Below are 12,794 nucleotides of genomic sequence, written 5' to 3'. Positions count from 1 at the left end.
CGTCATGTGGACTCGACCGGCCTGACGGCGATGAGGCGCTCGTCGAACTCGACCGGGGTCGCGTCGGCGACCAGCACCTCGACGACCTCTCCCGAGCAGTCCGCCTCGATGGGGTTCATCATCTTCAGCGCCTCGACGATGCCTATCTGCTGGCCCTTCTCGACCCGGCTGCCCGCCGCGACGAACGGCTTCGCGCCGGGCTCGGGCGCGTGATAGAAGGTGCCGACGATCGGCGAGCGGATGAAGAGCAGGTCCTCGTCGACCGGCGCCGCCACGGCCGCCGCCTCGACGGCGACCGTGACGGCACCGGCCGAGAACGTGCCGGCCACGGGGCCGGCCACCGGGGCAGCCGGCGGGCGGGGCTCGTCGGTCACCCACTCCAGCTCGACGTCGGCGTCCCCGGAGTGGACCTTGATCCGCCTGAGCCGGGGCGAGGCGTTCTTCATGAGCTCGATGGCGCTCGCCCGGACCACGTCCAGCTCGGAACCGTCGTCCGGCCGTCTCTCCCTCTTGGCCACGGTTTTCCTACCTTCACTCAGTGATTCGACCCGAAATTCCGGAAGCGCCGCCGGCGGTCCCGGATCAGTTCCTGGGACGTCATGGGCATGAGCTCGTTCAGCGTCGCCGCCAGCGCGTGACGCAGGGAGTCCGCCGCTTCGACGTGACCGGCCTGCGTGCCGCCCGCCGGCTCCGGGACGACCCCGTCCACGATCCCGAGGCGCAGCAGCTCCCGCGCCTGCAGCCGCAGCGCCTCCGCAGCGACCGGGGCGGCCCCCGCGTCGTGCCACAGGATCGAGGCGCAGCCTTCGGGGCTGATGACCGAGTAGACGGCGTTGGAGCAGGCCAGGACCCGGTTCGCGACGCCGAGCGCGAGGGCGCCGCCGCTGCCGCCCTCGCCGATGACGACCGACACGACCGGCACCGGCAGGCCCGACATGAGACGCAGGTTCTCCGCGATGGCGCCCGCCTGCCCGCGTTCCTCGGCCTCCATGCCGGGGTGGGCGCCGGGCGTGTCGATGAGCGTGATGATCGGCAGGCCCAGCTTGGCGGCCAGCCGCATCAGCCTGGCGGCCTTGCGGTAGCCCTCGGGGCTCGGCATGCCGAAGTTGCGCGCGACCAGCTCGTGCGTGGTGTGCCCCTTCTGGTGGCCCAGGACCACGACCGGCTGCCCGGCGAAGACGCCGATGCCGCCCACGAGGGCCGGGCAGTCGCCCGCCATCCGGTCGCCGTGCAGCTCGACGAACCAGTCGAGGAGGTGGCTGAGGTACTCCAGGGTCGTGGGGCGTCCCACGTCCCTGGCCAGCCGTACGCAGTCCCAGGCCGGCACCTCCGGCAGCCGCGAGAAGTCCTCGATCAGCTCGGTGGCGCCCTCCTCCTCGTACGCCGGCAGCCGGTCGGCGCCGCCGCGGTCCTGGATCGACAGCAGCCTGGCCAGCAGCCCGCGCAGCGCGGCCCGCGGCTGGACGTCGTCGATCAGCCCGTGCTCCAGCAGGAACTCCGCGGTCTGGAAACCCGCGGGCAGCTGCTGGCGGATGGTCTGCTCGATGACGCGGGGGCCCGCGAAGCCCATGCGCGCGCCCGGCTCGGCCACGATCACGTCGCCGAGCGAGGCGTAGGAGGCGGCGACGCCCCCGTAGGTGGGGTCGGTGGTCAGCGACAGCGTCAGCACGCCCGCCTCGTCGAGGGCGGCCAGCGCCTGGCTGGTCTTGGCCATCTGCATGAGGGCCAGCGCCCCCTCCTGCATGCGGGCGCCGCCCGAGGACGACACGACGAGCAGCGGGACGCGCTCGCGGAGCGCGACCTCGGCCGCGCCCGCGATCCGCTCCCCCACCGCGACGCCGAGGCTGCCGCCCATGAACCTGAAGTCCATCGCGGCGACGACCACGGGCCGGCCGTCGACCGTCCCTCTCACGCACAGGACGGCGTCGTCCATGCCGGTCCGCGCCCGGCCGTCCATCAGCCGCCACGCGTACGGCTTGCCGTCGCTGAACTCCAGCGGATCCACGGCCACCGGGCCACAGGGGATGGGCCCGGCCGAGCCGGGATCGAGGAGCTGCCGGAGCCGCTCGTCCGCGGACAGCCGCGTGTGGTGCCCGCAGTCCGGGCACACGCCGAGCCGCGACTCCAGGCGCCGGTTGTAGATCAGGCCGCGGCAGGCCGGGCAGGTCGACCAGCCGGTAGCGGCCTCCTCGGTGGACAGGTCGGTCATGACTCTCCTCGTGTCATGAAGATCTTCTCGAGCTCCGCTCGCAGGGCGCGCTCGGCGGCCTTCGGCGGGGTGAGGGGAGTGAGCCGTTCCGGATGGCCGGGCGGCGTCGCCGGCGGGCCGGCGGGGCCCTGGTCCGGGCCCTGGTCCAGGGCCTGGTCGGGCCCACGGTCGGGCCCCGCCGAACGCGGGGCCCCGTCCCGGTGCGTCCCGGCCCCGTGCGGCTCGTCCTGGTACGTCACGGGGAACGGGAGCACCCACTGGTAGCGGCCGCAGGCGACCAGGGCCCGGCCGAGACCGCGCAGCACGGCCCGCAGCAGGCGTCCGGCCTGATTCCGGTCGTTCATCGTGCGCACGCTCCCCACGCGGTCAGTACGCCGCCACAACCTCGTAGATGCCGTAGTGCCGATCCCCGCTGCGGTCCTGGAAGGGCCGCAGCGGGGAGGTGGCGTTGCGGTGCGCCGCGCCTTCCTCCCACGCCTTGAAGTCGGCCATGCTCTCCCACTCCGACAGCACGGCGAAGCCGGTCGAGTCCAGCGCGGAACGCAACAGCTCGTTCTTCAGCAGGCCAGGCGTGTCGGCCAGCCGCCGGCTGATCTCGTGGTAGGCGTCCTCGATCGCCCCGGGCCCCGCCTCGGGCACGGCCAAGTAGACGATCACCCTGGCGCGTCCCTTCACCGGGCCACCGCCTGGCCGCCCATCAGGCTGTACACGGTGCTCATGATGGTCATCGAGCCGCCCGACCGGTACGGGTGCAGCTTCATCCGGTGCTCCACGTGCTGGTCGCTGCGCTCGAACTCGCGAAAGCTCGGCTCGTCGACCCAGTCGCTGACGATGTAGTAGACCCGCTCCTCCGACTCGCTGTGGTAGAGCCACTGCCCGAGGTTGGCGGGGTGCCCGGTGACGCCGGTGCCGATGGCCAGCCAGGCCTGCTCGAACTCCTTCTCCATGCCCTGCTTGATCTCCGCGCGCAGCATCACGCGGAACGGGTTCGCGGTCATGGTCAGATGCCTCCGTCGACGTTGATGTTCTCGCCCGTGATGTAGGCGGACCGGTCGCTGAGCAGGAAGAGCACGGCCTCGGCGATGTCCTGCGGGCGGCCGAAGCGGCCCATGGCGATGATGTCGGCGTAGCGCTCCTCGTACGCGCGGCGCTGCTCGGGGGAGAGCTTGGCCGCCGCCTCCGGGGTCTCGATCATGCCGGGGGAGACGAGGTTGACGCGGATGCCGGACGGGCCGAGCTCCTTGGTGAGCCCGCGGACGAGGCCGATGAGGGCCGACTTCGCCGCGGTGTAGTGCGAGCGCAGCGGGATGCCCACCGTCGCCACGCGGGAGCCGATCGCCACCACGGAGCTGCCCTCGGACAGCAGCGGCAGGGCCCGGTTGATGACGAGGTAGGCGGCGGTCAGCGAGGTGTCCACCACCCGGTGCCACTCGTCGAGCGGCAGTTGCCCGAAGGGGACGTGGCTGATGACGCCGGCGTTGTGCACGATGCCGTGCAGCGCGCCGTACCCGTCGCGCACCCCGGCCACCAGCTGCTCGACCTCGGCGGGGACGGTGACGTCGGCCCGGACGAGCTGGTGGTCGCCGGGGATGTTCTTGAGCTCGCCGGCGAGGTGCTCGATGTGCTCGCCCTCCTGCCGGTAGCAGGAGACGACGTTGGCTCCGGCCCGCGCCACGCCGAGGGTGATCTCGCGGCCGATCCCGCGGCTCCCCCCGGTGACGAGGACCGTCTTTCCTGACAGTTGCTGGCTCATGATGACTCCTTCACAGGACGGAGGCGGCGGCGATGTTGAGCGCGAACCCCGCGCACGACAGGACCGTGCGCAGGAGGTTCCAGTTCCGCCAGCGCGACCTCGGGTCGAGGCGCTCGAAGTCCTCGGGCAGCGACTCGGGGTCGATGGACTTGACCCACCGGTTGATGGGCACCTGCTTGACGATCGAGATGCCCATCACGCAGCAGAGGGTGACGGCCGTGACAGCGAACATGACCTGCGCGACCCGGTCCGGCGCGGTGGCTGCCAGCACGACGTCGGCGACTACGGTGAGGCCGAAGCAGATCGGCATGAACGGGTCGTAGCGGCCCCACAGATAGCGGTGGGAGTACACGTACCTGTCCGCGGGGAACGTCTCCATCAGGGGAATGATCCCGAGCGCGGTGGACAACAGGATTCCGGCCGCGAGGCCGCTGCCCAGCAGGGCCAGCGGCACCAGGGCGTCGATCATCTGCGCTCACTCCCCTTCTCGTGGCGGGCTCAGGCGGCGGTGCCGGCCGGGTCGTGGGCGCCGGCGACCTGCCGTTCGATGACCTCTTTGATGTGCCGCATCTCGTTGCGGGTCTGCTCGTTGAGGTGCCGGGCGGCGCCCTCGTTGTCGACCGGGGCGCTCGGCTTCATCTCGAACTGCTGGATCCAGCGCAGCCGGGTGCCGCCGTCGACCTCGTGGTACTCCCAGAAGAGGTGCATGAACTCCAGGAGCGGCCCGGTCTCGATGCGCTTGGCGTGCACGGTGCGGGTGACCGGGTCGGTCCTGCGCTCGGAGACCCAGCTCCACACCGTGCCGTCGGGCTCGGGGTGCATGGTCAGCCGGAAGCGCACGCGGTCGCCGTCGCGCTCCAGGATGTCCACCCGCTCGTACTCGCTGAACAGCGTGGGCCACGACTCCAGGTCGTTGGTCATCTCCCAGACCACGTCGACCGGCGCGGCGATCACGATCTCGTTGTCGGTCCTGCCGGGCATGTCAGGCCGCCAGCCGCTGGTTGACGTAGTCGAGGATGTTCCGGGGCGTCGTCATCTCCTCGATCGCCTCGTCCGGGATCGGCAGCTGGTGCGCCTGCTGGATGCGGGTGGCGATCTCCAGCACGGCCAGCGAGTCGAAGCCCAGGTGGTCGAGCCCGACGTCGAGGATCTCGCCGTCGAGCTCCTTCGCCGACTCGGCGTCGACCTGGATCATGATCGTCTTGAGCTGGTCCAGGGTGAGCAGGCTCATCTCTTTCCTCCAGATGGTGTCGGTGCGTTACGTGGTCAGCCGGCGGTGACCACCGCGGCGGCGTTGAACCCGCCGTAGCCGCGGGCCACCACCAGGGCGGTCCGCAGCCGGGCCTCCCGCGGCTCGCCGCAGACGAGGTCGAGGTCGTGGGCGGGCAGCGGTTCCGCCACGTTGACGGTCGGGGGGATCACCTGGTCGCGGATCGCCAGCAGGGCCGTGGCCAGGTCCAGTGCGGCGCCGCCCGCGTACAGGCGGCCCGTCATGGTCTTGGGGGCGGTGACCGGCACCCGGCGCGGGCCGAAGACCTCGCGCAGCGCGGCCGCCTCGGCCGCGTCGAGCTCCGGCACGCCGTAGGCGTCGGCGAGGACCACGTCCACACCGTCGGGCGTCACCATGGCGTCGGCCAGCGCCGACTCGATGGCCCTGCGCAGGGCGGGCGGCCTGGGCGAGCCCGGCGGCGGGTCGAACGTGGCCGCGTAGCCCGCGATCCGGCCGTACGGCCGGCGCGCCGCGGTCGCGGCGTCCTCGACGATGAGGATCGCCCCGCCCTCCCCCGGTACGTAGCCGCAGGCCTCGGCCGAGAACGGCACGTACGCCGTGGTGGGGTCGTCGCGGCGGCTGAGCAGCCGGGTGGCGATCTGCGCGGTGAGCCCCGCCGGGGACAGCGAGGCGTCGGTGCCCCCGGTGACGACCAGCCGGGTGCCGAGACGCACCTGCCTGCGGGCGTGGCCGATCGCGTCGAGCCCGCCGGCCTGCTCGGTCGCGATCACGCCGCAGGGGCCGCGCATGCCGTGCCGGATGGACAGCTGTCCGGTGGTGGCCGCGTAGAACCAGGCCACCGACATGTACGCGCCGACGTACAGCGGGCCCTTGGCCCACAGCTTCTGCAGCTCCCGCTGGCCGAACACGGTGCCGCCCGAGGAGTTCGCGGTGATCACCGACATCGCGTACTCGGGCAGCTCGGCGGGGTCGACGCCGGCGTCGGCCAGCGCCTCGTCGGTGGCGGCGAGCGCCAGGTGGGTCATGTGGTCGGTCTGCGCGCGCAGCCGCTTGGGCACGCGCTCCACCGGGTCGAAGCCCTTGACCTCGCCGGCCAGCCGTACGGGGAAGCCGGAGACGTCGTAGGCCGAGATCACGTCGATGCCGCTCTTGCCGGCCAGCGTGGCCGCCCAGTAGTCCTCGGTGCCGAGGCCGTTGGGCGCCATCACGCCGATGCCGGTGACCACCGCCGCGCTCATGCCGCCACCTTGTGGGGAGCGGTGATCGTCACCGCGGTCTGGAAGCCGCCGAAGCCGCTGCCGATGCTGAGCACCACGTCGGTGCTGTGCTCGCGCGCCTCGACCGGCACGTAGTCCAGGTCGCACTCCTCGTCGAAGTTCGTCAGGTTCGCCGTGGGCGGGACCACGTCGTTCTCGATCGCCAGGACGCTGGCGGCGATCTCGATGGCGCCGATCGCGCCCAGGGAGTGGCCGATCATGGACTTGATGGAGCTCATCGGCACCTGGTACGCCCGCTCGCCCAGGCTCTCCTTCACCGCGGCGGTCTCGTGCCGGTCGTTCTGCTTCGTCCCCGAGCCGTGGGCGTTGACGTAGTCCACGTCCCCGGGCGTCAGGCCGGCGTTGCGCAGCGCCACCCGGATGGCCTCGGCCATCTCCCGGCCGTCCTCCTTCAGGCCCGTCATGTGGAAGGCGTTGGCCCGGCTGGCGTACGAGGCGATGGCGGCCCGCGTCCTGGCGCCGCGGCGCCTGGCGTGGTCGGCCTCCTCCAGCACGAACACGGCCGAGCCCTCGCCCAGGACAATGCCGTTGCGCTCCCTGTCGAAGGGGCGGCAGGCGGTGGCGGGGTCGTCGTTGCGCGGCGTGGTGGCCTTCAGAGCGTCGAAGCAGGCCACGGTGATCGGCGAGACGGGGGCCTCGGCCGCACCGGTGACGACGACGTCCGCGGTGCCCTCCTCGATGAGCTGCAGGGCGTACCCGACCGCGTCCAGGCCGGACGTGCAGCCGGTCGAGATCAGGGTCGTCGGCCCCTCGGCGCCGGCCGCCCAGGCGATCTCGGTGACGATCGAGCTCGGGACCATGAAGTTGTAGCTGTGCGGGACGGCGTACGACCAGTCGGTCAGCCAGCGCCGGCCGCCGTCGCTGACGACCACGTACTCCTGCTCCATCATCGTCGTGTTGCCGACGGCGTTGCCGATGCTGACGGCCACCCGGCCCGGGTCCAGCTCGCCGAGGGCGAGCCCGCTGTCGGCCAGGGCGTCGCGCGCGGCGACCACGCCGAGCTGCGCGGCCCGGTCCATGCGGCGGACCTCCTGCGGGGTCAGGCCCCGCGCGGCCGGGTCGAAGTCGCACTCCGCGGCCACCTGGCACCTGAACCCCGTCGCGTCGAAGAGGGAGATGCTCCTGGTTGCCGTGCGGCCGTGGGAGAGCATGTCCCAGAAGGCCGCGGTGTCGCCCCCGCCGGGGGCGATCACCGACATGCCGGTGATGACGGCCCGGCGACGTCTCATGACGGCCCGCCCGCGGCCACCGGCCCGCCGACGTTCGGTGGCGGGCCCTCCTCCAGCAGCGGCTCGGTGTCGACGTGGCCGAGGTCGGGGCGGGGCGCCAGGGGCCCGTTGTGGAAGACCACCTTCGCCGGCTCCTCGCCGTTGTTCTCGAAGCGGTGCCTGACCCCCTTGGGGATCAGCAGGCCGTCGTCGGCCCGCAGCTGGACGTGGCTCTCGCCGTCGATCCGGGCGGTCAGCGTGCCGCTGACGACGTAGATGAACTCCTCCGAGTAGGGGTGGTGGTGCTCGATCACGAACTCGCCGGGCTGGAGCACGCCCACCCCCATGAACCCGGAGGTCGAGCCCGCCGACCGCGGGCTGAGCAGCAGCTGGATCCGGCCGCCCCGCCGGTGGTCCACCGGTACGTCCCGCAACGACACTTTCCTGGGCGTCGACGTGGACATCGGGTCACTTCCCTTCCCACAGGTAGAACTGCTCGGCCATCGAGTCCTTCGGCTCCCGCCAGGACGGCAGGTACGGGCTCATGTACTTGGCGAGCCTGGTGTTGACGTCCTGGAACAACGGGTGCTCCCGATGGGCGTAGAGCCGCTCCGTCGGATCGCCGTCCGCCTCGGTGAGGTGGAAGTAGAGTCCGTTGAACCTGAACAACGACCTGGCGCGGATGCCGATCAGCTCCGGGAGTTCGGTGGCGTCGGAATCGCGGAAGATCTCGGCCACCGCGTCGGAATCGGCCGGGTCCATACGCGCCACGATGAGCGTTCTGTGCATGTGCGACTCCCCGTCTAAGGGTTTACTGAGCTGGGTCTACTGCGGCTGGGTCTCATGGACCGGCTGCGACCAATGCACGGATGCTGACAAGGGCCCCTCGGGGGCTCATCGAGAACCGCTCGACTCCCGGCCGCCATCCGATCGACTCCGTCGAGCGAGCTCCGAGCCGCCCACGAGCCGCCGGTGTCACCTTCGAGCAGCCCGCGGTGCGCGTCTTCGGCGCGGCCCGCGGTACGCGTCGGAGAGCGAAAGGTCGGTGCGCCCGTGAACGAGATCCTGAGCGTGCTCGCCCTGCTGGGCAGCGGGACGACGGCGGGCGTGATGTTCGCCGTGGCGATCAGCATGGTCCCCGCCCTCGGTGCGATGCCCGTGCCCCGGTACGTCGAGGCGCACCAGCTCCTCGGCCGGAACTGGGACCCCACCATGCCGATCATCGTCATCACGACCACGCTGGCCGGCCTGGCGCTGGTGCCGCTCTCGGGCGACCCGGCGCGCACGGTGCTGCACGCGGCGGCCGCGGTGCTGATGCTCGGCGTCGCCGGGGTCTCCCACCTGCTGAACGTCCCCCTGAACCGGGCCGTCAAGGCGCTCGGTCCGGGCAGCTCCATCCCGCCGGGATGGGTCGATCCCCGGCCCACCTGGCGCGGTTACCACCTGGTCCGGACGGCGCTCGCGGGCGCGGCCTTCGCGCTCAACGCGACCGCCGTCGTGCTCGTGTGACCACGATCGCGCCCATGCGGCACGACCGCGGTCGTGCTCGTGTGACGTGCCGGACCCCTTCGACGGCCATCCCCTGAGACGGAGGCACTCGTGAATCTCGACCTGAACAGCCGCAGGGTCCTGGTGACCGGCGGCACCCGCGGCGTCGGACGCGCCATCTCCCTGGCCCTGGCGGGCGCCGGCGCGAACGTGGTCGCCTGCCACCGCACCGACGAGGAGTCCGCCGCCGAGCTCGGCAGGCAGCTCAAGCAGCTCGGCGGCGACCACCACGTGGTGCGCGCCGACGTCACCGTGCCCGCCGACGTGGCGGCGCTCGCCGACCACGTACGCACCGTGTACGGCGGGCTCGACGTCGTCGTCAACAACGCCGGCGTGGACTCGATGGCCCCGCTCGCCGTGCTGGAGGGCGAGGAGTGGCGGCGGGTCCTCGACACCGACCTGACCTCCGCCTTCCTGGTCACCCAGACCATGCTGCCGCTGCTCGGCGAGGGCGCGTCGGTCATCATGATCGGCAGCGCCGCCGCCGAGCGCGGGGTGGCCATGCGCGCCCACTACGGCGCGGCCAAGGCCGGGCTCGCCGGGTTCACCCGCTCGCTGGTGAAGGAGCTGGGCGAGCGCCGGATCAGGGTGAACGTCGTCGCGCCCGGCATCGTCGAGACCGAACCCGGCGCGGGGCTGCCCGAGGAGCTGTTCCAGCGCTTCACCGGCCTGACCCCGCTCGGCCGCCTGGCTCAGCCGGACGACGTGGCGGGCGCCGTGCTGTTCCTCGCCGCGGACCTGTCGCGGTTCGTCAACGGCGTCACCATCGCCGTCGACGGCGGTATCTGAACCCTTGGAGTGAGGTAACCCATGACTTTCGCCGCGATCACCTACAAGATCAAGCCCGGGCACGAGGACGAGATCGCGCAGATCTTCGCCGAGTTCCAGCGGGCCGACTCGCCCATCCTGCACGACGAGGAGGGCGAGGAGACCGGCGTGATCCTCGCCACCGGCCTGTTCATCTCGGGCGACCGGATGTTCCGGGTCATCCAGTACGAGGGCCGGCTCGACGACGTCGCCAGGCACATGGCCGTGCAGGAGGGCGTGCGCGAGGCGGAGCGCAGGCTCCAGCCGTACCTGGCCGAGCCGCGCGACACCGAGACCGTCGAGGGCTTCATGAAGTACTTCGGCAACAGCACCATGCGCTGCATCCAGCAGCTCGGCGTGCCCACCGAGATGCTCAAGGACATCCCCGAGCACCTGCTGCGGAGGCAGCCGTGAAACGCCTGGCCTTCCTGGGGCTCGGCGGCATGGGGGCGGGCATGGCGCTGCGGCTGCTCGACTGCGGCCACGACCTGGTCGTCCACAACCGGACGCCGGAGAAGGCGGCGCCCGTCGCCGCGGCGGGCGGCGTGATCGCCGCCAGTCCCGCCGGGGCGGTGGCCGGCGCCGACGCCGTCGTGGTGAGCCTGGCCGACCAGGCCGCCGTGGAGCGGGTGGTCCTCGGCGACGCGCTGGCGGCGCTGCGGCCGGGCGCCTACGTGATCGACACCTCCACCCTGTCGCCGGCCTTCTCCCGGACCGCCACCGAGCGGCTCGCCGCGGCCGGCGTGCGCCGGGTGGAGGCGTGCGTGCTCGGCAATCCCGCCCAGGCCAGGGAGGGGCTGCTGCGCGTGCTCGCCGCGGGCCCGCCGGCCGACGTCGACGCCGTGGAGCCCGTGCTGGAGTCGCTGGGCCACCAGGTCGTCCGGGTGGGCGACACAGGCTCGGCCGCCGTCATGAAGCTGGCGTTCAACCTGCTGATCGGCGCGCAGGTGGCCTCGCTCGCCGAGGCCGTGGCCCTGGGCGTCGGCGCCGGGCTGGACCGCGGGGAACTGCTGACCGCGATCAAGGAGAGCGGCTTCAGCTCCCTGGTCATGGGTTTCCGCGCGGACATCATGCAGCGGCGCGACTACGTGCCCGCGGCCTTCCGTACCCGGCTGATGGCCAAGGACCTGCGCTTCGCCCTCGACGAGGCGGAGCGGGCCGGCCTGGCGCTGCCGGTGACCCGGCGGGCGGCCGAGCGGTTCGAGCAGGTGATCGGCGCGGGCGACGGCGAGGCCGACGCGGCCGTCCTGGTCGAGCACCCCCAGATGATCACCCAGGTGGTCACATGACCACGTCGGTGGAGGCGACCCGGCCGGCGGAGCCCGGGCGGCTGTTCGGGCAGCCCCGCTGGTTCGGCACGCTGTTCATGGTGGACATGTGGGAGCGGTTCAGCTTCTACGGGATGCGCGCCATCCTCATCCTCTACCTCGTGGCCCCGGCCGAGCGCGGCGGCCTGGGCGTGCCCATCGGCACCGCGGCCGCCCTGTTCGGGCTCTACATGTCCACGGTCTTCCTGGCCGCGCTGCCCGGCGGCTGGATCTCCGACCGGCTGCTCGGTCCCCGCCGCACCGTGCTCGTGGGGGCGGTCACGATCGCCGCCGGTCACTACGCGATGGCGGTGCCGTCCGTGCCGTTCGTCTACGCGGGACTGACGCTCATCGCGGCCGGCACCGGGCTGCTCAAGCCCAGCATGGGCGCCATGGTCAGCCACCTCTACCCGCACGACACCGGCAAGCGGGACGCGGCCTGGTCGGTCTTCTACATGAGCATCCAGGTCAGCGCCCTGCTGGCGCCGCTCGTCACCGGGTTCCTCGGCGAGCGGGTCGACTGGCACCTCGGCTTCGCCGCGGCCGGCGTGGGCATGACGTTCGGGGTCGTCCAGTACGTCCTGGGCCTGCGGCACTTCGCCGACCTCGGCGCGCGGCCGCCGCGGCCGATGAGCGCGGCGGAGCTGCGGCCGGTGCTGGTCAGGACGGGCGTGATCGGCGGCGCGGCCGTCGTGCTGTTCGGCGTGGACGTGCTGGCGGGCACCTTCACCGTCGAGCACCTCCTGGCGCTCGTCGGGATCACCGTCGTGGTGGTCCCGATCCTCTACTACCGCTCGATCATGCGCGATCGCGGGCTGCTGCCCGAGGAGCGGCGGCGGGTGAAGGCGTTCCTGTGGTTGCTGCTGGCCTCCGCCGTGTTCTGGATGCCGTACGACCAGGGCGGCTCGCTGCTCAACCTGTTCGCCGAGCGCAGCACCGACCGGGTGCTGTTCGACTTCGAATTGCCCGCGAGCTGGTTCCAGTCGCTGCACCCCGGCTTCATCCTGCTGCTGGCGCCGCTGTACGCCTGGTTCTGGGTGCGCAAGGGGCAGCACATCGGCACCTCGGCGAAGTTCGCGGTCGGCCTGCTCATGATGGGGGCGAGCTTCGTCGTCATGGCGTTCGCGGCGCTCGGCGCGGCGGGCGGCGCGAAGGTGTCGATGACGTTCCTGGTGGTGGTCTACCTGCTGCAGGTGGCCGGGGAGCTCGCGCTGGCCCCTCCGGGGATGAGCGCGCTGTCCCAGGCCGCGCCGCGGGCGTACGTCAGCCAGATGATGGGGGTCTGGTGGTTGTTCGCGGCGCTCGGGGTCGGGCTCGGCGGGCAGCTCGCCCGGATCAGCACGGTCATCCCGCAGCCGGTGTACTTCGCGGGCCTGGGCGGTCTCGTCCTGCTCGTCGGCCTGGCCGTGTCGCTCGGCGCCCGCAGGATCGACCGCGGCCTGCGCTGAGCCCCT

18 protein-coding genes are annotated in these 12,794 nt (G+C 72.1%); 5 read left to right on the top strand and 13 right to left on the bottom strand.

Annotated features, from left to right (window positions below; translation table 11 throughout):
• Nucleotides 1–2: 2 nt before the first annotated feature.
• The 13 genes from accB to AB0J69_RS28680 are packed head-to-tail and all read right to left on the bottom strand — an operon-like array spanning nucleotide 3 to nucleotide 8,467.
• The gene (gene accB, locus AB0J69_RS28740; RefSeq protein ID WP_364123257.1) at nucleotides 3–518 is read right to left on the bottom strand and encodes an acetyl-CoA carboxylase biotin carboxyl carrier protein; all 516 of its coding nucleotides are present in this window, start codon (nucleotides 516–518) and stop codon (nucleotides 3–5) included.
• A 17-nt stretch (nucleotides 519–535) separates the two neighbouring features.
• Nucleotides 536–2,209 carry an acetyl-CoA carboxylase carboxyltransferase subunit alpha gene (locus AB0J69_RS28735; RefSeq protein ID WP_364123255.1) on the bottom strand — a complete coding sequence of 558 codons (1,674 nt, stop codon included), beginning with the start codon at nucleotides 2,207–2,209 and terminating at the stop codon, nucleotides 536–538.
• Nucleotides 2,206–2,553, bottom strand: a complete 348-nt coding sequence (locus AB0J69_RS28730; RefSeq protein WP_364123253.1) for a DUF6059 family protein — start codon at nucleotides 2,551–2,553, stop codon at nucleotides 2,206–2,208. The genes AB0J69_RS28735 and AB0J69_RS28730 overlap by 4 nt, the downstream gene beginning before the upstream one ends.
• Nucleotides 2,554–2,575: 22 nt before the next feature.
• A complete protein-coding gene (locus AB0J69_RS28725) occupies nucleotides 2,576–2,866 on the bottom strand; it encodes an antibiotic biosynthesis monooxygenase (protein WP_364123251.1) in 291 nt (96 codons plus the stop codon).
• A gap of 14 nt (nucleotides 2,867–2,880) precedes the next feature.
• Nucleotides 2,881–3,207 (bottom strand): antibiotic biosynthesis monooxygenase family protein, encoded by a 327-nt coding sequence (locus AB0J69_RS28720; protein ID WP_364123249.1) that lies wholly within the window; start codon nucleotides 3,205–3,207, stop codon nucleotides 2,881–2,883.
• A gap of 2 nt (nucleotides 3,208–3,209) precedes the next feature.
• Nucleotides 3,210–3,962, bottom strand: a complete 753-nt coding sequence (locus AB0J69_RS28715) for an SDR family NAD(P)-dependent oxidoreductase (protein WP_364123247.1) — start codon at nucleotides 3,960–3,962, stop codon at nucleotides 3,210–3,212.
• Between the two features lie 10 nt (nucleotides 3,963–3,972).
• Nucleotides 3,973–4,431 (bottom strand): DUF1772 domain-containing protein, encoded by a 459-nt coding sequence (locus tag AB0J69_RS28710; RefSeq protein WP_364123245.1) that lies wholly within the window; start codon nucleotides 4,429–4,431, stop codon nucleotides 3,973–3,975.
• A 29-nt stretch (nucleotides 4,432–4,460) separates the two neighbouring features.
• On the bottom strand, nucleotides 4,461–4,943 hold the full coding sequence (locus AB0J69_RS28705; protein ID WP_364123243.1) for an SRPBCC family protein: 483 nt from the start codon (nucleotides 4,941–4,943) through the stop codon (nucleotides 4,461–4,463).
• A 1-nt stretch (nucleotide 4,944) separates the two neighbouring features.
• Nucleotides 4,945–5,193, bottom strand: a complete 249-nt coding sequence (locus AB0J69_RS28700; protein ID WP_364123241.1) for an acyl carrier protein — start codon at nucleotides 5,191–5,193, stop codon at nucleotides 4,945–4,947.
• Between the two features lie 35 nt (nucleotides 5,194–5,228).
• Nucleotides 5,229–6,431, bottom strand: coding sequence for a ketosynthase chain-length factor (locus AB0J69_RS28695; protein WP_364123239.1), 1,203 nt, complete (start codon nucleotides 6,429–6,431; stop codon nucleotides 5,229–5,231).
• On the bottom strand, nucleotides 6,428–7,699 hold the full coding sequence (locus AB0J69_RS28690; protein WP_364123238.1) for a beta-ketoacyl-[acyl-carrier-protein] synthase family protein: 1,272 nt from the start codon (nucleotides 7,697–7,699) through the stop codon (nucleotides 6,428–6,430). Before AB0J69_RS28690 ends, AB0J69_RS28695 begins: the two co-directional genes overlap by 4 nt.
• Nucleotides 7,696–8,142 carry a cupin domain-containing protein gene (locus AB0J69_RS28685; protein WP_364123236.1) on the bottom strand — a complete coding sequence of 149 codons (447 nt, stop codon included), beginning with the start codon at nucleotides 8,140–8,142 and terminating at the stop codon, nucleotides 7,696–7,698. Before AB0J69_RS28685 ends, AB0J69_RS28690 begins: the two co-directional genes overlap by 4 nt.
• Before the next feature lie 4 nt (nucleotides 8,143–8,146).
• On the bottom strand, nucleotides 8,147–8,467 hold the full coding sequence (locus tag AB0J69_RS28680; RefSeq protein ID WP_364123234.1) for a TcmI family type II polyketide cyclase: 321 nt from the start codon (nucleotides 8,465–8,467) through the stop codon (nucleotides 8,147–8,149).
• Between the two features lie 264 nt (nucleotides 8,468–8,731).
• On the opposite strand from AB0J69_RS28680, the gene AB0J69_RS28675 reads away from it, so the two are divergent.
• The 5 genes from AB0J69_RS28675 to AB0J69_RS28655 all read left to right on the top strand — a co-directional run bounded on the left by AB0J69_RS28675 (nucleotide 8,732) and on the right by AB0J69_RS28655 (nucleotide 12,788).
• Nucleotides 8,732–9,187: a DUF1772 domain-containing protein gene (locus AB0J69_RS28675; protein WP_364123232.1), complete on the top strand. Its 456-nt coding sequence runs from the start codon at nucleotides 8,732–8,734 to the stop codon at nucleotides 9,185–9,187.
• Nucleotides 9,188–9,277: 90 nt separating this feature from the next.
• On the top strand, nucleotides 9,278–10,015 hold the full coding sequence (locus tag AB0J69_RS28670) for an SDR family NAD(P)-dependent oxidoreductase (protein ID WP_364123230.1): 738 nt from the start codon (nucleotides 9,278–9,280) through the stop codon (nucleotides 10,013–10,015).
• 21 nt (nucleotides 10,016–10,036) lie between these two features.
• Nucleotides 10,037–10,447, top strand: coding sequence for a SchA/CurD-like domain-containing protein (locus AB0J69_RS28665; RefSeq protein ID WP_364123229.1), 411 nt, complete (start codon nucleotides 10,037–10,039; stop codon nucleotides 10,445–10,447).
• Nucleotides 10,444–11,322, top strand: coding sequence for an NAD(P)-dependent oxidoreductase (locus AB0J69_RS28660; protein ID WP_364123227.1), 879 nt, complete (start codon nucleotides 10,444–10,446; stop codon nucleotides 11,320–11,322). Before AB0J69_RS28665 ends, AB0J69_RS28660 begins: the two co-directional genes overlap by 4 nt.
• The gene (locus AB0J69_RS28655) at nucleotides 11,319–12,788 is read left to right on the top strand and encodes an oligopeptide:H+ symporter (RefSeq protein WP_364123225.1); all 1,470 of its coding nucleotides are present in this window, start codon (nucleotides 11,319–11,321) and stop codon (nucleotides 12,786–12,788) included. Before AB0J69_RS28660 ends, AB0J69_RS28655 begins: the two co-directional genes overlap by 4 nt.
• Nucleotides 12,789–12,794: the final 6 nt, after the last annotated feature.

This window comes from Nonomuraea sp. NPDC049709, assembly GCF_040674815.1.
Taxonomy (GTDB): domain Bacteria; phylum Actinomycetota; class Actinomycetes; order Streptosporangiales; family Streptosporangiaceae; genus Nonomuraea.
Note: the sequence above shows the minus strand (reverse complement) of the source record. Positions and strands in the feature narration are given on the sequence as shown.